General features: G+C 38.3%; 15 protein-coding genes. 9 read left to right on the forward strand and 6 right to left on the reverse strand.

Going from position 1 to position 19706, the window contains the following annotated elements:
- Nucleotides 1-525 precede the first annotated feature (525 nt).
- The 5 genes from IPJ80_07890 to rpsA form a co-directional block, all read right to left on the reverse strand.
- Complete coding sequence (locus IPJ80_07890; GenBank protein MBK7913408.1) at nucleotides 526-1764, reverse strand: ABC transporter permease; 1239 nt, start codon at nucleotides 1762-1764, stop codon at nucleotides 526-528.
- A 79-nt stretch (nucleotides 1765-1843) separates the two neighbouring features.
- The gene (locus tag IPJ80_07895; protein ID MBK7913409.1) at nucleotides 1844-2653 is read right to left on the reverse strand and encodes an inositol monophosphatase; all 810 of its coding nucleotides are present in this window, start codon (nucleotides 2651-2653) and stop codon (nucleotides 1844-1846) included.
- Nucleotides 2654-2753: 100 nt separating this feature from the next.
- Nucleotides 2754-3599, reverse strand: coding sequence for a phytoene/squalene synthase family protein (locus IPJ80_07900; protein ID MBK7913410.1), 846 nt, complete (start codon nucleotides 3597-3599; stop codon nucleotides 2754-2756).
- Nucleotides 3596-5074: a phytoene desaturase gene (gene crtI, locus IPJ80_07905; GenBank protein ID MBK7913411.1), complete on the reverse strand. Its 1479-nt coding sequence runs from the start codon at nucleotides 5072-5074 to the stop codon at nucleotides 3596-3598. Before crtI ends, IPJ80_07900 begins: the two co-directional genes overlap by 4 nt.
- Before the next feature lie 114 nt (nucleotides 5075-5188).
- Nucleotides 5189-7546: a 30S ribosomal protein S1 gene (gene rpsA, locus IPJ80_07910; protein MBK7913412.1), complete on the reverse strand. Its 2358-nt coding sequence runs from the start codon at nucleotides 7544-7546 to the stop codon at nucleotides 5189-5191.
- A gap of 190 nt (nucleotides 7547-7736) precedes the next feature.
- On the opposite strand from rpsA, the gene IPJ80_07915 reads away from it, so the two are divergent.
- The 6 genes from IPJ80_07915 to IPJ80_07940 all read left to right on the forward strand — a co-directional run bounded on the left by IPJ80_07915 (nucleotide 7737) and on the right by IPJ80_07940 (nucleotide 15676).
- Nucleotides 7737-9395 (forward strand): AMP-binding protein, encoded by a 1659-nt coding sequence (locus IPJ80_07915; GenBank protein ID MBK7913413.1) that lies wholly within the window; start codon nucleotides 7737-7739, stop codon nucleotides 9393-9395.
- 222 nt (nucleotides 9396-9617) lie between these two features.
- Nucleotides 9618-10484, forward strand: coding sequence for a hypothetical protein (locus IPJ80_07920; GenBank protein ID MBK7913414.1), 867 nt, complete (start codon nucleotides 9618-9620; stop codon nucleotides 10482-10484).
- A 191-nt stretch (nucleotides 10485-10675) separates the two neighbouring features.
- Complete coding sequence (locus IPJ80_07925; GenBank protein ID MBK7913415.1) at nucleotides 10676-11383, forward strand: glycosyltransferase family 2 protein; 708 nt, start codon at nucleotides 10676-10678, stop codon at nucleotides 11381-11383.
- Between the two features lie 1039 nt (nucleotides 11384-12422).
- Entirely contained in the window at nucleotides 12423-13076 is a 654-nt protein-coding gene (locus tag IPJ80_07930; protein MBK7913416.1) for a hypothetical protein, read from the forward strand.
- A gap of 352 nt (nucleotides 13077-13428) precedes the next feature.
- Nucleotides 13429-14928 carry a replicative DNA helicase gene (gene dnaB, locus IPJ80_07935; GenBank protein ID MBK7913417.1) on the forward strand — a complete coding sequence of 500 codons (1500 nt, stop codon included), beginning with the start codon at nucleotides 13429-13431 and terminating at the stop codon, nucleotides 14926-14928.
- Nucleotides 14903-15676, forward strand: coding sequence for an rRNA pseudouridine synthase (locus IPJ80_07940; GenBank protein ID MBK7913418.1), 774 nt, complete (start codon nucleotides 14903-14905; stop codon nucleotides 15674-15676). The genes dnaB and IPJ80_07940 overlap by 26 nt, the downstream gene beginning before the upstream one ends.
- Nucleotides 15677-15732: 56 nt before the next feature.
- Here IPJ80_07940 and IPJ80_07945 read toward each other — a convergent pair whose 3' ends face one another.
- Nucleotides 15733-16122 (reverse strand): DUF4783 domain-containing protein, encoded by a 390-nt coding sequence (locus IPJ80_07945; protein ID MBK7913419.1) that lies wholly within the window; start codon nucleotides 16120-16122, stop codon nucleotides 15733-15735.
- Between the two features lie 111 nt (nucleotides 16123-16233).
- Here IPJ80_07945 and IPJ80_07950 point away from each other — a divergent pair, with 111 nt between their 5' ends.
- The 3 genes from IPJ80_07950 to IPJ80_07960 are packed head-to-tail and all read left to right on the forward strand — an operon-like array spanning nucleotide 16234 to nucleotide 19700.
- Entirely contained in the window at nucleotides 16234-17805 is a 1572-nt protein-coding gene (locus IPJ80_07950; protein ID MBK7913420.1) for a 2,3-bisphosphoglycerate-independent phosphoglycerate mutase, read from the forward strand.
- An 8-nt stretch (nucleotides 17806-17813) separates the two neighbouring features.
- The gene (gene nadA, locus IPJ80_07955; protein MBK7913421.1) at nucleotides 17814-18827 is read left to right on the forward strand and encodes a quinolinate synthase NadA; all 1014 of its coding nucleotides are present in this window, start codon (nucleotides 17814-17816) and stop codon (nucleotides 18825-18827) included.
- Nucleotides 18828-18872: 45 nt separating this feature from the next.
- Nucleotides 18873-19700: an outer membrane beta-barrel protein gene (locus tag IPJ80_07960; GenBank protein MBK7913422.1), complete on the forward strand. Its 828-nt coding sequence runs from the start codon at nucleotides 18873-18875 to the stop codon at nucleotides 19698-19700.
- The last annotated feature ends 6 nt before the right edge of the window (nucleotides 19701-19706 follow it).

Genomic DNA, 19706 nt, shown 5'->3' on the forward strand with positions numbered 1-19706 from the left:
CTTGTTTTCCTGTTGTTCTGTTAATTAGATCTACTATTAAATACTATTGAAATTTCGAATTTAATACCAAATTAAAGACGAATTAAGAGGAAACGCCACGAATGCACGAATTAAGGACGAATTAAGAGGAAACGCCACGAATGCACGAATTAAGGACGGATTAAGAGGAAACGCCACGAATGCACGAATTAAGGACGAATTAAGAGGAAACGCCACGAATGCACGAATTAAGGACGAATTAATAAATTTTATACTTAGCATCTCGCTTCTTCAATTCGTATTCCATTCGTGCATTCGTGGCATATCTTCCTTCCTCAATTCGTTCTCCATTCGTGCATTCGTGGCGATAAAAAATTGACATGACACCTTAATGCACCATTTTCGGTTCGTCTGGACATCTAAATTAAACTTATAGCATTTCATCAGGATGGTATTCCATCCTAAAAGCATGGTAACAAGCTAACATTAAAACTTTATGAAATTGCAACATTGCAGAATTGCAACATCGCAGAATTGTAGCATTATTTACTCGTATCTAAGCGCTTCTACCGGATCCAATCCGGCTGCTTTTAATGCAGGATAAATTCCGGATAAGATGCCAACAATCATACAAACTACTAAACCTAAAATAATCCAGGCCCAGGGGATTAAAAAGTCGCCCCCAATTATGATGGATACAATATTGCCTACCGGAATTCCAAGTAAGATTCCCAGAATACCACCCAATTGGCAAATAATGATGGCTTCGGTTAAAAACTGATAAATAATATTTTGACGGGTTGCACCCAGTGCTTTTGCAATACCAATTTCACGGGTGCGCTCTGTTACGGAAACCAACATAATGTTCATAAGTCCTATAGCAGCACCTAGTAAGGTCATCAATCCAATGGCAATGGCAGCACCGCGAAGTTTGACCGTATTGTCTTTTAAAAACTCAACGATGCCATCGCTTTTGATGATTTCAAAATTATTGTCCTGGTATGCTTTTAATTCTCGAATGACACGCAGAATTCCAATGGCCTGCGAAATGATATTATCCATATCCAACTGATTGGAAACAGCCACATCCATGTTGTAATTTGAAAAGGCATTGGCATAATTCATTTTTGCACGGAGCAATGGAATAAAAATTCTCCGGTCTGCACCTTCATTCATACTGGCACCTTTTGATTTTAGTACACCTACGATTTGAAAATGTTGTCCGTTGATCAAAATGGTTTTATTAATCGCCTTTTCTGGGACTTCTTCAAACAGGCGTTTAACCAGTTCTGCTCCTATAATTGCTTTGGGATTTCCATCTTCCAATTCATGACTGGAAAAATTTCTGCCGCTTTCAATTTCATATCCATTGACCTTAAAGAAATTTTCATCTATCCCTTTAATTCGCGTTGTTGGATTTGTTTTTTTATCGAGATATTGTGCAACAGCGTTCGAACTTCCATTAAATGAAATGGTCACCGTCGCGCGATCTGAAAACCGATCTTTAAAATCGGTGACTTGCTGATATGTAAATGGTGGAGATTCTTTGTAATTATTGTTTCGACCATGCCTGCGAAACTCAGTGGATTTTCTTGAAATATTAAAACTATTGGCACCCAGTGACGAAAAATTACTGCTCATGCTGTATATCATACTGTCGATGGAAGTAAGTATACCCACCAGAGCCATGATACCAAGTGCAATAATCACCAGGGTCAAAATAGAACGCAATAAATTGGCGCGAACATTGGACCAGGCTAGTAAAAAAATTTCGAAGTAATTCATCCGCTAATCAAAGATACAAGACATGGCCTGGACTTACCAGGATTTCGATCACCGATACATAGCGCTCGACCAAATCGCTTTATTGTCCGAGAATTGCATTTTTAGTTAAAACAGCTAATTCTTCGTGAATTTTGCCATTGCTGGCTAAAATATGGTGTGATTTTAAAATGCCTTCCGGATGGTCTTCAAAATTAGTAACCTTACCACCAGCTTCCCGAATTAATAAGATACCGGCAGCCATATCCCAGGAATTTAACCGGGTTTCGTAATACCCATCAAACCGGCCACAAGCTGTGTAAGCCAGATCAATGGCAGCAGATCCCAAACGCCGCACGCCTCTTGATTTATTTAATATGGTAATGAGAATTTGAGCGAGATTGTCCATCCATTTTCGTTGGTATGGAAAACCGGTGGCAATGACCGCTTCTTCTAATTGCTTAACATCACTTACTTGAATTTTTTTTCCATTGCAATACGCTCCGCCATTCAACCAACTGTAGAAACATGCATCTTGCATAATATCATGGACAATGCCAATTAGAATTTCGTCTCCTTTGACTAAAGCGAGGCTGATCGAAAAAATTGGAATTCCTTTTAAAAAATTGGTAGTCCCATCCAATGGATCAATGATCCATTTTAATTCTCCGGGTGGCAAGGAATCTGTTGTGTTTTCTTCCGTGATGTAATCAGCTTCTGGAAGCAGCAATCGAAGTTGTGTAACCAGCTTTTTTTCTGTTTCAATATCGACGTAGGATACTAAACTGTGTTTTTCTTTTTCATGGATTTGGTCATCTTGTACCTGGCCTAATTCCGCTTTAATAAATAAAGCAGCATCTTTGACGATACCCACAGCTTTACAACAAATTTCTTCAATACGTTTGGAATCCATCCTGTAAAAGTAATTAAGTTTGAGAACTGAAATTAATGAGATCTAAAAAGAATCCAAAATTCTTTATTCCCAACAGATGGATATCAATTTTCGGTCCCGGCTAGAAATTTAAATTCAATCGAACCTTTACAAAGGATGTACTCAACAGCATCAGTTTCTGAAAATTCGGAATTCGAAATCTTTTATTAAGTAATTGTTCCGGTTTTGCGTGTTGAATTTTTAAAAACAATCGCCAATAATAAGTGTAGGCTAAATACACACCAAGCCTGACCGGAGTAGGTAAAAGACGAATGCCTTTTAAACCTTCTTTAAATTCATCTTCAATTTCTTGTTCAATCGCCCGTTTGTCAGAATCACTAAAATTTGGTAATTTTAAATCCGGGAAATAAACGCGTCCCCGCTCTTCAAAATCCGATTTGATATCTCTTAAGAAATTTATTTTTTGAAATGCAGAACCTAAGCTGCTTGCATAGGTTTTAAGTTTTTCATAGTGTTCCGTGTTGCCATTTACAAATATGCATAAACACATCAATCCAACCACTTCCGCTGATCCATAGACATAGGTTTTTAATTCCGCTCTGGAAAAAGTTTTTTTATGCAAATCCATTTCCATGCTGTCTAAAAAAGCATCGATTAAATGCATTGGAATTTGGTACTTATTTACAATTTCCTGAAAGCTTTGTAAAATTGGATTTAAACTAATTTGATGTTGAATGGCATTTTTAGTTTCTTCCCGAAATTGTTTCAATAAAAAATCCTGATCCGTTTTAAAAAAGGTATCAACAATTTCGTCAGCCAATCTTACAAATCCATAAATAGCACATATCGGACTTCGATAGGGCTTAGCAAACATCCGGATGCCCAAAGAAAAGGAACTGCTGTATCGATGTGTTATCTCTTTACTGCAGTGACGACTAAAATCCTGATACATTTGAATTGAACTCATAATTTAAGATCTTTTAGTAATTGTAAGGCACTTATCTGACCTGAAATTAAACAGGGAGGTAAACCAGGACCCGGATGACTCAGTTGTCCGGCATAATAGAGTCCTTTAACTTTTTTCGAACGAATGCGTGGTTTTAAAACAGCGGTTTGCAACAGGGTATTGGATAATCCGTAAGCATTTCCTTTGAAACTATTGTAAGCATTATAAAAATCGGATACGGACATTCGTTCATTTACAACTATATGATCCCTGATAGATTGTCCGGTGTGTTTTTCGAGATGATCGATTGCAAATGAAAACAAGGCATCTTGTTCGGTTTTGGAATCCTGAAGCCCGGCTGCTAATGGAATTAAAATGAATAGATTTTCCATCCCGGTGGGAGCGACGCCATCATCTGTTTTACTTGGAACACAAACATAAAACAAGGGATCCTCCGGCCAGGCTGGATGATCGTAAATGTTTGCTGCGTGTTGATTAAAATCTGATTTAAAAAATAAATTATGATGTAAGAGTTGATCCAGTTTTTTTGATACACCCAAATAAAATATTAAAGCGGAAGGAGACATTTTTCTGGTTTCCCAATAGGCATCGGTATATTGGCGGTAGGCCGGATCAATCAATGCAGATTCAGTATGATGATAATCTGCAGCAGATAAAATGGCATCACAGGATATTGATTGATTTTGAATTTGAAAACCAACCGTTCTTCCTCCTTCGATATTTATTTTTTCGATGGGAGTATTAAAGTGAAACTGTACCCCTTTCTCCAAAGCTAATTGATACAAAGCTTCAAATAATTTATGCATACCCCCCATAGGATACCAGGTTCCTAATACCAAATCTGCATAATTCATTAAACTGTACAAAGCTGGTGTATCAGAAGGCTTAGCGCCTAAAAACAACACAGGAAAACACAAAAGCTGCCGTAATCGGTAATCCTTGATATTTTTAAAAATACTTTTTTCAAATGATTTAAATAATTCAATTTGAAATGCTGCTTTCAACAAGCGCAATTCAAAAAATTCGTGCCAGTGTAAGGATGGTTTTCTTACAAAATCCTTCATACCGGTTTCATATTTAATTCGGGCCTGTTCTAAGAATTTTCGTAAGAAAATGGAGCTTCCGGGTTCAATGGATTCAAACAAGGCATAGGTTTCTTCTACCTGTGCAGGAACAACGACTGTTTCGTTTTTAAATAAGATTTGATACGAAGGATCCAGGCGAACCAACTGAAAGTAATCGGCACAGCTTTTCCCAAACTCATTAAAAAAATCTTCAAACACATCGGGCATCCAATACCAGCTGGGTCCCATATCAAAAAAGAAACCCTCTTTCTGAAATGCCTGACCTCTTCCTCCAAAAGAAGCATTCTTTTCATAAACGCTTACCTGCATGCCCTTAGCGGCCAATTGAATAGCAGCTGCCATTCCGGATATACCGGCACCAATTACGGCAATTTTCTTCGTTTCAGGCATAACTATTGGTAAACCATAACTTTTGGCATTTTGTTTAAAGTTCTAATAAATAATGTTAAACAAAAAAGCCTCTGGGTTTAATCAGAGGCTTTTTATTAATATTTCGAATGAATCCTATTCTGCTTTTCCAGCTTTCAGTTGGTCCTGGAGGACTTTCAATTCATCCATTTTTCCATCTGCTGCCAGTCCGGCTTGTTGCGGCCAGCTGGTTGGATCGTGCATTTTGTAACGCGCACCTGCTTTTTCAAGGATCTCCTTAATCCGATCAACCGGAGCATCTGCCAATTCTCTGAAATTACTGATGCCATCTGCTATCAATAATTCAGCAATTTTTGGTCCAATGCCTTCAATGATCTTTAAATCATCTCCTTTAGAAGCTTTTGCAGGTTTCTTGATCTCTTCAGAAACTTCTGCAGCAGGAGCTTCTGTTTCAGCAACAGGAGCTGGTGTTTCGACCACTGCTTCCGCAGCAGTTTCAGCAACAGGCTCAGTTACAGGCTCAGCTTTTTGCTCAACATTATTTGCCAGCGGACTTGCTGCAGCTAATTTAGCTTTTGCATTTTCCTGAAACTGTTCTTTCAATGCACTAAAGCCTTCAATTTCACCAAGAGTAGTAGCTTCAATTTTTGATTGTTGCTTTTCAACCGCCTTTTTAACTTTTACGGTTTCTACGTCTTTCTCTTTCTTCACATTGTCATCGGCTTCTTTCTTAACATCTTCAAGATATTTAGCATGTGAAACCATGATTTTCTTATCGTCGCGGTTAAATTCAATCACTTTTACAGTAAGAATTTCTTCTACGTTTGCCTGTTGATTGTTTTCTTTCTTCATGTGTTTGGCTGGAGCATAAGCTTCCAAACCATAGGGTAATTGAACGGTATATCCCCGATCGTCTTTTTTAAGTACGGTAGCTTCGTGGTATGATCCAACTGGAAATACATTTTCAAACGTATCCCATGGATTTTCTTCCAATTGCTTATGGCCCAAAGACAATTTGCGATTTTCAGCATCAATTTCCATGATCATGACATCCAGATTATTTCCAACCCGGGTGTATTCTGATGGATGGTTAAAACGTTTCGTCCAGGATAAATCTGAAATATGGACCATTCCACCAATTCCTTCCGACATTTCCACGAAAACGCCATAAGGTGTCAGGTTTTTAACAACACCTGAGTGACGTGAGCCTGCTGGAAATCTTTGTTGGATAGTAGCCCATGGATCTTCAGTCAATTGTTTTAAACTCAGCGACATTTTGCGCTCTTCGCGATCTAAGGTCACAACTTTAGCTTCAAACTCCTGGCCTAAAAAGAAGAAATCTTTAGCATGAACCGGTTGGCTGTTCCAGTTTACTTCAGAAACGTGGATTAAGCCTTCAACACCTGGTTGAATTTCAAGGAATGCGCCGTAATCTTCGATATTCACGATTTTACCTTTTACAGTAGAACCTTCAACGATATCTGCAGGCATCACTTCCCATGGGTGCGGTTGCAATTGTTTCAGACCCAGAGAGATTCGTTTTTTATTCTCATCGAAGTCCAATACCACCACGTTGATTTTCTGATTTTTTTCCAGAACTTCATTTGGATGGTTGATACGACCCCAGGAAATATCGGTAATGTATAATAAGCCATCGACACCACCCAAATCCAGGAATGCTCCAAAATCGGTGATGTTTTTAACGGTTCCTTCCAATACCTGGCCTTTTTCAAGACCGGAGATGATTTGCTCGCGTTGTTCCTGAAGATCCCCTTCAATAAGGGCTTTGTGAGAAACCACGGCATTTTTAATGGTTTCATTGATTTTAACCACTTTAAACTCCATGACTTTACCGACATACGCATCGTAGTCTGTAATGGGTTTAATGTCAATTTGCGATCCGGGAAGGAAGGTTTCGAGGCCATTGCAATCAACAATCAAACCGCCTTTGGTTTTACTGATTACAGAACCTTTGATGATGGTTCCGTTTTTGTAAGAGTCCACCAGATTTTCCCAGGCGCGAAGCAATTTTGCTTTTTTACGACTGAGGACCAGGTGTCCTTTTTCGTCTTCTGTTTTTTCTACATAAATTTCAATATGATCCCCTGTTTTTGGATCCAGATCACGGAATTCGGTTTTCGCAACCAGTCCGTCTGATTTATAGTCAATATCAAGAATTACGCTGTTTCCAGTGGTTCCCGCAACACGGGCTTGGAGTACCTGTCCGTCGATAATGGTTCGGAAGGTTTTATCGTAGTCTTTAATGTATTTTTCCTGATCTTCCGGAGAGTAGTTCAGGGTATTTTTGTTACTGATAGACCAGTCGAACTCGTCGTGCGCACCGGAAAAATCATCGGTTTCAACGAGGGTTTCCAGATCAATAACTTCCTCTAACAAATTGACTACTGCTTCTTCTTTTTTAGGGGCTTGAAGGAGCTCGTCGTCCTTGATTTCGGGGTCATTGTCAGGAATTAAATTTGTTTCGTCCAACATTTTGGAATTTTTAAAAGGTTAAGAAATAATTTTTTAGCGGGGCGAAATTAATACTTTTTTGAGGAATGGCTCTATTGTTTTTTTGAAAATCAGCATGATTTAGCTGATAATTTATACTCAATTACATGATTTCAACCGGGTAAGCTAATTTTCATCAGTTTCTATTACTTTCACAAAAAATATTAATAGCATGTCCGATCTAAGGCCCTGGCTTAAAAATTATCCCGCAGGTATTCCGGCCAATGTGAAAACGGATTTATACCCCTCCTTACGTGAATTTGCCGCTGAATGCCTGAGCAAATTTGCCCCTTTAAAGGCTTTTACCATTATGGGGCAGTCTATGACCTATAAGGAACTGGATGATAAATCCAATGCGTTTGCGGCGTATTTGCATTATCGCGGACTGAAACCTGGCGACCGGATCGCATTGATGATGCCTAATTTATTTCAATACCCGATTGCCATTTTAGGGGCCATTCGAGCCGGTTTGGTCATCGTAAATACCAATCCCTTGTACACGCCCCGGGAAATGGAATTCGTATTTGTCAATTCGAAAGTAAAAGCCATTGTCATTGTTGAAAATTTTGCTTCCAATTTGGAAAAGATCTTGGCCAAAACCCAAATCGAGATCATTATCACCACGACCATCGGCGAATTGATGAAAGGACTTAAAGGGAGCATTATAGATTTTACGGTTAAATACATCAAGCGAATGGTCCCGCGTTTTAAATTGAATAATACGGTGAATTTTAGCACTGCGCTTCGACAGGGGGCCCGGCAAACCATTAAAGCATTTAGTGTAAAACCGGATGACATCGCCATTTTACAATATACAGGAGGAACTACCGGAGTAAGTAAAGGGGCTATGTTGACTCATCACAATTTATTGTCCAATATCGAGCAAATCCGGGCAGTGATATGCTATTACTTGAAAGAAGGAAAGGAAACCACCTTATCCCCACTCCCCATGTACCATATTTTTGCCTTTGCGGTCAATTTGATGGCCATGATGACCATTGGGGCTAATACCGTTTTGATCCTCAATGCCCGGGATCTCGGTTCAATCATCAAGGCGTTTAGACAACACCCAATCAGCTTAATGACCGGGGTCAATACGCTGTACAATGCTTTAATGAATCATCCGGATTTCAGCAAAATCAATTTTAGTTCGCTGAAAGTGACGGTAGCCGGTGGCATGGCACTTCAATCTTCGGTAGCTGAACGCTGGAAATCCCTAACCGGATGTGGTCTGAGTGAAGGCTACGGAATGACCGAGGCTTCCCCGGTAGTTAGCCTGAATCCAATTGATGGCAATGGCAAACCGGGTTCTATTGGATTGCCTGTTCCTTCCACAGATGTCAGGATTGTTGATGAATCCGGTCGTGTTTGCGGTTTTGGAGAAATTGGTGAAATCCAGGTCCGTGGTCCCCAGGTGATGTTGGGCTACCTGGATCGTCCGGATGAAACTGCAAAAACCATTGTGGATGGTTGGTTGTGTACCGGTGACATTGGATCCATGGATTCAGACGGTTATTTCAGGATTGTAGATCGTAAAAAAGACATGATCATTGTTTCAGGATTCAATGTATTTCCGGCTGAAATTGAAGAAGTCTTATCCCGGCATCCAAAAATTCTGGAAGTAGCGGCCATTGGAATACCGGATGATAAATCAGGAGAAGTGGTAAAAGTCTTTATCGTAAAACGTGACAAAAGCCTCGACGAAGAAGAAGTTGAACAGTATTGCCGTGAAAATTTTACAAATTATAAACTTCCAAAAGCCATTGAATTTCGAGATACATTGCCAAAGACCAATATTGGGAAGGTGTTGAGAAGGGAGCTGAGGTCCTAAATGGATTCCGGAGAATCAATCCTGAATTGAACAATTGCAATAAAAATAGTCCGCGGTTAATTAAATTTATTGCTGTTTTTTTAGAACAGGGTATTTTATTTAAATTTCAACCAAGGTTATTTTGATAAAAAAATTAATCCATACTTTTAAAAATTAGTAAAACATTTTACCGTAATTTGCGTAGAACTCAATTAAATTCATTCACAATAAAAAACCAAAATTATGAGACAATTTTCTAATAAGATATGCTTGCTTGCAGTGGCGGCTGTATTCACAATAAGTTCTTGTAAAGAGGATGATCCAATCCATGTGAATCCGGGTATTAATTTTACAAGCGGAACCGGATTGATCAGTGGGGATGTTTCAGTTCCAATCTACACACCGATAAAAATGAGCCTTTCGGCAGAGAAAGGAAGTCAGCAATTAAAATACATTCAGGTAAAGGTTGACGGCATTCAACTGGCTCCATTGGCATTTAAAGTAAATGGTGTGGATGCACCTGCAAATCCTGCTTTATTGATAGGTGCCGACAAAGATGGAATTAGCAATACCTATGAGTTTAATACATCCACAGAACCGGATACCGTTACCTATGAATTTACCATTGCAGATGATAAAGACAGTTTAACTGTTAAATCCATTTCAGTCATATTTACTGCCATTCCGGCTTCAGTAAAAGCCAGCGGATTAATTGTATATAATTTTTCCGGACCAAGACAAGGAGGTTTGGATTTGTTTAATGCCAAAGTGGTTTCAGGAAACGATCCCAATGCCCATGTCAGAGATTATGGAGTGGTTGATCCGCAATCTAATTTTTTATGGGTTAAAAAATTCACGCCTCGAAATGGATCGATTGTTAAAAATCCAGCTGCCGGATTGAGCTTTGCAGAAATTACCTATCAAGAGGATATTATTTACTTATTTGATAATGGATCAAATGATGTGGGATCCATTGATACCAAAGTCCTGGCCAAAGGAGATTTTTTTGTTGTTAAAAATGGTACAGCATATTTTGCTGTCTCAATCGACAATTTAACGTTTACTGCAAACGATAATTTGGACAATTACGAAGTTTCAATTAAACGATGATTAAAATGTAATTTAAATAAAAAACCCTTCATGCGCACGAAGGGTTTTTTATTTGGATTAAATCACTTAGAATTTTAAATAGTTACCAATTGCATGCCAATGAGTTCTTCAAAAACAGACGACACAATTTTTGATTACTGATCAGATTGCATTTCAAATAGAAAAACAATCTTTAATAAAAAAAAACCTAAGTGCAAACTTTATCTATAGTTATTCCTGTTTATAATGAAGAGCGGACGATTCATTTGATTTTGCATGCAATTGCAGAAGTCAAATTGAGCAATAACATTCAAAAAGAGATTATTTTAGTAAACGATTGTTCGACTGATCATACAGAAACGGCTCTTAAATTTTATATGGAAAGCAATCCAACGCAAAATTTAAAATACGTTGCTCATGAAATTAATAAAGGCAAAGGAGCTGCATTGCATACCGGCATTCAACAAGCAACAGGAGATTACATCATCATTCAGGATGCTGATTTGGAATATGATCCCAGGGAATACAACGACTTGCTTAAACCCATTTTGGAAGGACATGCAGATGTGGTGTATGGATCAAGATTTACAAGCGGACATCCGCACCGGATTTTATTCTTTTGGCATTCGATTGGCAATAAATTTTTAACCTTTATTTCAAATGTCTTTACCAATCTCAATTTGACCGATATGGAAACCTGCTATAAGTTATTCAAAGCAGACATTTTGAAAGGACTTGCACTCAAAGAAAAACGATTTGGTTTTGAACCAGAGGTTACCGCTAAAATAGCACGAATCAAAGGACTTCGAATCTATGAAGTTGGCATTTCATATTATGGTCGCACCTACCTTGAAGGGAAAAAAATTAACTGGAAGGACGGTTTTAGGGCCATTTATTGTATTTTGAAATATAATTTATAAGTCTATAGTCTATAGTCAAAAATTCAGCTGAAAAGCTTTTAAGCCCAACAGCCCAACAGCCCAACAGCCCAACAGCCTAACAGCCCAACAGCCCCAAAATCAGTACTCAGCAGTCAGTATTCAGCAGTCAAAAATTCTGGAATTCTGCAATTCTACAATGTTAAGAGATTAAAATCATTTAATATTTCTATCCTGTAACTAATAAGTGTGAATAATTAGATTCAGGACGTTCGAAATGCAGCGTGCGGCGAAAATTTTTCAGAGCCAAGTTAAACTAAGTATTCTATTAGTTGTAAAACTGACGCATCTGTATAATCATCAAAAGCGTGAGAAAAATTTGAGCTGAAGCTTGAGCTCAGCAAGAACGCCTTCATTTCGAACAAGCCTTTTGGTTTTCTTTTGGGCGAATGCAAAAGAACAAAGCCCCTTGATATTTACGTCATCAATTGAAGGCATCCGTATTTTACCTTCCTACGCCCAGCGAAGGTGTTTTATTGTTATTTTATTGCACGTTTCTCGTCATTTTCCGTGCTTTCTCGGCATTTGACGCTATTACATGCAAGTATCCTGGGAGTATGTACGGGATATGTACGGAGTATCTACGGAGTATCGTGCCGGAATTCAGCAGTCAGTGGTCAGCAATTAGTAGTCAGTCAACCTATTTCAGGCACAGACAAACCAACCAACCACCAACAGCCCTAAAATCAGTAGTCAGCAGTCAGTATTCAGCAGTCAAAAATTCTGGATTCAAAACCCAAACCACCCCTCAGCCCCTCAGCCCCTCAGCCCCAAAATCAGTAGTCAGCAGTCAGTATTCAGCAGTCAAAAATTCTGGATTCAAAACCCAAACCACCCCTCAGCCCCTCAGCCAACAGCCCAACAGCCTAACAGTCCAATAGCCCAACAGCCTTTCCTCCCCTCAGCCCTTCAGCCCCTCAGCCCTTCCCCTCAGCCCTTCCCCTCAGCCCTTCCTTTAAAATATCCTTCAAACTGGAATCTTATTTGCCATTTTCGTGTTTTATAATATTAAACCCGCTTTATGAAACAACTAGTATTTACTTTATTTTTCAGTTTTATTCTATACGCGTTTTCTTTTGCGCAACCTAGAGAAAATAAGCTTCAAATGAGTTTAGGCATTCAAAATGGCTTGAGTATTACCATTCCGGATGCTGATGAAGATTTAATTGATAAAGTTTGGAAAAAGTATACCAAAGAATATGGAAAGTTGGCCCGCAATAAAAAAGCCAAAGAGGAATTTATTGAAGGAGCTGTGATTCAATCCATAAATGGCTCAAACAGCATGGATGTTTATGTAGCCACAGAGGACAATAGCATTACGGCATTTTTTGATATGAAAAATGGTTTTCTAAGTTCAGAAAACTATCCCAAGGAATTTAAAGGAGCTTCTGAATTTATGCAGGAATTTTCTTATGAAGTCCAACGTGAAAAAACCCGCATGGATTTAGAGGAGGAACAAGACAAACTTAAAAAGTTGAACAAGAAAATGGGCGATCTGCTGTCCGATAATAAAAGCTACCACAAGGACATTGAAGAAGCCAATGCACGAATTAAAAAAGCAGAAGCCAACATCATAAGCAATGAAAAAAATCAGGACCTGACCAAAGCAGAAATCGCCAATCAAACCAAGGCAGTTGAAGCTGTCCAGCAAAAACTGAGTAAGATTGGAAAATAAGGTGGTCAGGCTGCCTGAATAAATTTTTACAAATTTTATTAACACAGGAATCCATCCTTTTTATGAAGCCCGGTCTTCCCGGGCTTTTTTTATTTTACCAGTTAGCTCTGGATATATTACAGCTTTAACTAATAAGTCCCTGATTCCCAAACCAGACACATCAAAATAAAATAATATTTATTAATTTTATAATATGTATATTAGAGGCAAGTTTCAACCGGACTAGTTTTCAACAGTTTTTCCACAGGATTTTAGCCTGTTTTAAACATTTTCGGTTTTCATATAAATATTTTTTATTATTTGTTGTATTTACATTTGTGCCTGTTTACAACAAGAACCAGGGCTATTGACTATGGCGGAATCCATTAAAGATACTTTATCTATCCAGCGGGGGGGCTTTAAACCCAGACAAGCAGATTTGAGCAGTCTAGCTTATGAAAAAATTCAACCTCAGGCGGTTGAATTGGAAGAGGCCATCTTAGGGGCTATCATGCTGGATAAAGATGCCATTTCAGTGGTAATGGACATTTTGAAAGTGGATAGTTTCTATAAACCAGCCCATCAAAAGATTTATAAAGCCATGATTCAGTTGTTTCAATCCAATCAACCGATTGATACGCTGACGATTCGCGAAATCCTCCATAAGTCTCAGATTTTAGAAGAAGTAGGCGGTTTGGCTTATGTACTTGAATTGGCAAATAAAGTGGCTTCATCTGCCAACCTGGAATACCATGCAAAAATTGTAGCCCAAAAATTTGTTCAACGGGAGTTGATTAAAATTTCTACCCTAACCATTCAGGACTGTTTTGAAGATACCAAAGACGTATTTGACTTACTGGATTCTGCGGAACAAAGTTTATACGACATTACAGACAATTACCTCCGACGTGGATATGAATCAGTGGGTTCACTCATTATAAAAGCACAAAAAAGACTGGAAACCATGTCGCATCATGAATCCGGTTTATCAGGCATCCCAAGCGGATTTCCTGAACTGGATGCGATTACCTCGGGTTGGCAAAAATCAAACTTAATCATCGTTGCCGCTCGTCCGGGTGTTGGTAAAACTTCCTTTACCCTGGCATTGGGTAGAAATGCTGCTATGGATTACAATACTCCGGTGGCTTTGTTTTCTTTGGAGATGAATAATCTCGAGTTGGTAAACCGTTTAATTTCTATGGAAGCAGAGATTGAAGGAACTAAAATGCGAAATGGAAAATTGGATGATGACGATTGGACCCGATTAAATCAAGTAATCAATAAACTTGGAGAATCCCAGATTTATATTGATGATACTCCTTCTCTAAACGTATTTGAATTGCGGGCAAAATGCCGCAGACTCCATCAACAATATAAAATTGGTTTAGTCATCATTGACTATTTGCAATTAATGACTGCAGGATCCAACGATAAAAAAGGAAACAGGGAACAAGAAATTGCGACAATTTCCAGAGCACTTAAAGGTCTGGCAAAAGAAATCAACATCCCGGTAATAGCATTGTCTCAATTAAACCGTGCAGCAGAAACACAAAGCAGGGAAAATCGCAGACCCCAATTATCAAACCTTCGGGAATCGGGTGCGATCGAGCAAGACGCAGATATGGTTATGTTTATTTACCGTCCGGATACCTACGAATTAGAGAATAATTATGAAATGCCAAAAGGCTATACCGAATTGATTATTGCAAAACATCGTAACGGTGCAACCGGTACGGTTGGAATGAAGTTTATAGACCACTTTGCAAAGTTTGTACCTTTGAAACAAAACTTTGATCCATTTGGCTCCACATCCGTTCCAAATGTAATTATCAAACAGTCCAAAATGAATGAAGAAGACGAAATTCCATTCTAAAAAAGAAATTAAAAAACCAGAAGCTGAACGCGAATTTCCTTTCAGACTTAATAAATATGTAGCTCATTGTGGAATTTGTTCGAGACGGGAAGCTGCTGAATTAGTCAAGTCTGGCAAAATCAAAGTTAATGATGCCGTACAAACCAATCCTGCGTACGAATTACAGGAAAAAGACAAGGTATATTATGAGGATAAACTAATCAAACTTAGTCAAACCCTTTTTTACATCTTGTTAAATAAACCCAAGAATGTCATTACCACTTTAAACGATGAACGGGGACGTAAAACAGTCTTTGATTTAATCAAACAAGACATTAAAGATCGCGTGTATCCAGTTGGAAGATTAGACCGCAATACCACAGGTTTATTGTTGCTGACCAATGATGGCGATCTTGCACAAAAATTATCCCATCCATCCCATAAGATGAAAAAAATCTACCACGCAACCTTAGATAAAAATTTAACAAAAGCGGATATGGATAGAATCTTAATGGGTGTGAAATTAGAAGATGGGATTGCAGAAGTGGATGGAATTGAATACGCCAATGATAAAAAAAATGAAATTGGTGTTGAAATTCATTCTGGTAAAAATCGCATCGTTCGACGCATATTTGAACATCTCGGTTACGAAACCATTAAATTAGACCGGGTTTATTTTGCAGGACTCACCAAAAAAAATATACCGCGAGGAAAATTTCGTCACCTGACAGATAAAGAAATTATCCAGCTCAAACACCTCAAGCATTAAGCGTTAGCAGAATAATTAAATTCGCATATTCTTGTAAGGAAAAACAGGACTTTTTCTTAATTAACTTTATCAATTCGCAATTCCTGTACGAGGGTTTTACCCTGAATGGTTTCTGCATAAATGTAAAACCGGAATTTTTTACCATTGGTAGATTCCATAATTGCAATCGCAAAATTGGAGTCATCCCCTTTTGAATTTCCTTTATGCATTGGAGTCATGGATTTTGGTGCATTTCGTTCTAAAAAGGCTTTTAGAGCTTTTAATGCGATGGTTTTATCAACAAATTCAATTTGATTGTCATAACAATATTCCATTTTATTGTCAAATAATACATTTAAGGCAACCAGGTCAACTTTGCGAATGGCTTCAAAAACACCATTAATATTTTGACCAGAGGCCAATTGACTTAAAAACAGAAATACACAGATTCTTAAGATTCTCATCATCTTTTATTTATTAGTACCATTTAGACCGTGGGTGCGTTCCTTAATTGCCTTAAAATTAAGTTAAATGAATGAAAACAGCTGTTTTTTTTATTCAGAATAGTTTTTTAAAGAATGCTGAAAAGGAAGCAACTTTGCAATCCAAAAAATTGTTGGAATATTGTGTTTAAACGAAGTTTATTAGTAATTCTCGATGGTTGGGGAATCGGGAAAGTGCCTGAATCAAATGCCATTCAACAGGCAAATACGCCCTTTTATGATCAATTGGTCCAAAACTACCCTAACGCTCAATTATTAACCCATGGGGCTAATGTAGGCTTGCCTGATGGACAAATGGGAAATTCAGAGGTAGGCCATATAAATCTAGGGGCAGGCAGAATTGTCTATCAGGATTTAGTGAAAATCAACAAAGCCATCCAGGACCGTCAACTTGAAACCAATGCCGAATTTGTCAAATTAATCGAATATTGCAATTCCAATCAAAAACCCTGTCACCTGATTGGCTTGCTGTCTGATGGAGGCGTTCATAGCCACATTAGCCACTTTTTTGGATTAATTGATTTGCTAGAACAGCATTTTGAGGTTCCGGTTTATCTGCATGTGATTACAGACGGACGGGATACCGATCCGCACAGCGCACTGCATTTTGTCTCTGAAATGCAGGAATTTCTTAAAGGCAAGCGAACTCAAATTGCAAGTTTGATTGGACGGTATTTTGCAATGGATCGGGACAAACGCTGGGAACGCATTCGAAAAGCATACGATCTGTATGTATCAGGGAAAGGAACAAAAGTGGACCATGCAATGGAGGCGATTGAACAATCCTATGCCGCGGGAATTACAGATGAATTTATTGAACCGTTTCGAATCCTGGATACTCCGGATGGATTAATAAAAAATGGCGATGCCGTATTATGTGTAAATTTCCGCACCGATCGGCTGCGGCAATTAACACAGGTATTAAGTCAAACTGATTTTGACGCGTACGAAATGAAAAAATTGCAGCTTCATTATGTTACCATGGCCCGGTACGATGAATCTTTTGAAAAGGTCTCTGTATTATTTGATAAAACAGATGTTCGAAATACCCTTGGAGAAATGCTTTCCCGTTATGGTCGTACTCAGGTACGGATTGCAGAAACTGAAAAATATCCTCATGTCAGTTTTTTCTTTTCAGGAGGCCGTGAAAAAGCGTTTAGTGGAGAAAAAAGAATTTTGGTTCCTTCCCCTAAAGTTGCAACCTATGATTTAAAACCAGAAATGAGTGCAGTCGAACTTACGGAAAAAACCATGCAAATCATTTCAGATGAATTGCCTGACTTTATTTGTTTGAATTTTGCAAATGCTGATATGGTTGGTCATACCGGTGTATTTTCCGCTGAAATAAAAGCAGCAGAAACAGTGGATGCATGTTTGGAAAAAATGATTCCACTTGCATTGAAAAAGGATTATGCAATTATTATTCTGGCAGATCACGGCAATGGAGAATACATGATAAATGATGATGGTTCACCAAATACGGCCCATACTAAAAATCCGGTGCCCTGTATTCTTGTTTCCAACAATACGGAATTAAAAATTCATGATGGGATTTTGGCAGACATAGCTCCAACCCTATTAAAAATTATGGCCTTGCCCATTCCGGTTGAAATGGATGGGAAAGTCCTTGTTGAATCTAAATCCTAATACACACCATGGAATTTAAATCTAGCCTACAAATAGAAGCTGATCTTTTAATCAAAGGATATCTTGATATTGAAGTGGACCCTGAATTGGATTTAATAACGGAGATTAATAAATTAAAGAAAGAAAAAAATGCAGTCGTATTAGCTCATTATTATCAAGATCCAGATATCCAGGATATTGCCGATTTTGTTGGAGACAGTTTGCAATTATCTCAGGAAGCAGCACGAACGCCTGCAGCCATGATCGCATTTGCAGGCGTACATTTTATGGCAGAAACGGCTAAAATATTATCTCCTCAAAAAAAAGTGGTCATCCCGGATTTAAAAGCGGGTTGTTCCTTATCGGATTCATGTCCGGCTCCATTATTTGCAAAATTTAAAGAACAATATCCGGATCATGTGGTAGTTAGTTATGTTAATTGCACTGCTGAATTAAAAACACTGACGGATATTTGTTGTACATCTTCCAATGCAGTCCATGTAGTAAATAGCATTCCTAAAGATCGTGGAATCATTTTTGCGCCAGATAAAAATTTGGCTGCATACATTGAAAAAGTGACCGGAAGACACATGGTAAAATGGGATGGAGCTTGCATGGTACATGAAATTTTTTCAAGAGAAAAAATTACCAAGCTTAAAATAAAACATCCGGAAGCAAAAATCATTGCACACCCTGAATGTGAAGAACCTGTACTTGCTATGGCGGATTACATCGGATCAACCAGTGGCTTATTAAAATTTGTTCAATCCAATGCATCCAGCTCATTTATTGTTGCAACGGAAAGTGGCATTCTTCATCAAATGCAATTGAAATGCCCACACAAAACTTTTATTCCAGCACCTCCTAACAATTTGTGCGCTTGCAATGAATGTCCACATATGAAAAGAAATTCACTGGAGAAACTCTACCTTTGTATGAAATATGAATTGCCTGAAGTTCAATTGTCAGAATACGTAATTCGGGAAGCTCGAAAAAGCATTGATCGAATGCTGGAAATCTCAGCGCAAGCTGGTCTTGGATAAAATAAGATTGAAAATAAATCGTTTGTTGGTAGATAATTCAGCCGGATGCATTTTAAATATAAAATTTTTGTGATTGTTCTTGCCCTTCCATTCATGCTAAATGCACAAAAGGGCTTTGAAGCAGGAGTTTGGGCCGGCACCGCCAACTATTTTGGAGATTTGAATAATTTATACCGTCTCAATGAGCCCGGATTGGCTGGTGGAATTATGGGGCGTTACAATTACAATACAAGGATTTGTACCAAATTGCAATTAAACTATTTACGACTGAGGGCCCATGATTCGAAATCGAACAATGCGTTTGATTTAAGAAGAAATTTAAGTTTCTTTTCAAATGTAATTGAAATTGCCCCAAGTATGGAATTCAATTTTTTTAGTTTGAAGCATGGCTCAAAAGATGATAATTTAACACCATACCTCATGGCCGGACTCAGCGTTTTTTATTTTAGTCCAAAAACGAATTTTCAGGGACAAACCTACAGCCTTAGAAATTTAGGCACGGAAGGTCAATTACCCGGACAGGAATATAATGAAATTAGTACCGCCTGGTTGGTGGGAGGTGGTGTCAAGTTTGACCTAAATGCTGCGTGGAGTATTAATGTTGAACTAGCATATAGAAAAGCAAAAACAGATTTCTTAGATGATGTCAGTGGTTTTTATCCGGATTATGTCGAACTATTAAACAACCGGGGCGATGTGGCAGTGCAATTGGCAGACCGTTCGGAAGTCACAGCGGATCATTCTAAAATTGGTTTGAGCGGCACACAACGCGGAGATTCAAAAGACAAAGATGCCTTTGTATCTTTAGGAATCAATCTGGTTTATTATTTTGGTAAACTGCGATGTCCTGATTTATCAATTCCCAAATATTAGCTATTT

The sequence above is a fragment of the Saprospiraceae bacterium genome, from assembly GCA_016714025.1.
Classification (GTDB): Bacteria; Bacteroidota; Bacteroidia; order Chitinophagales; family Saprospiraceae; genus Vicinibacter.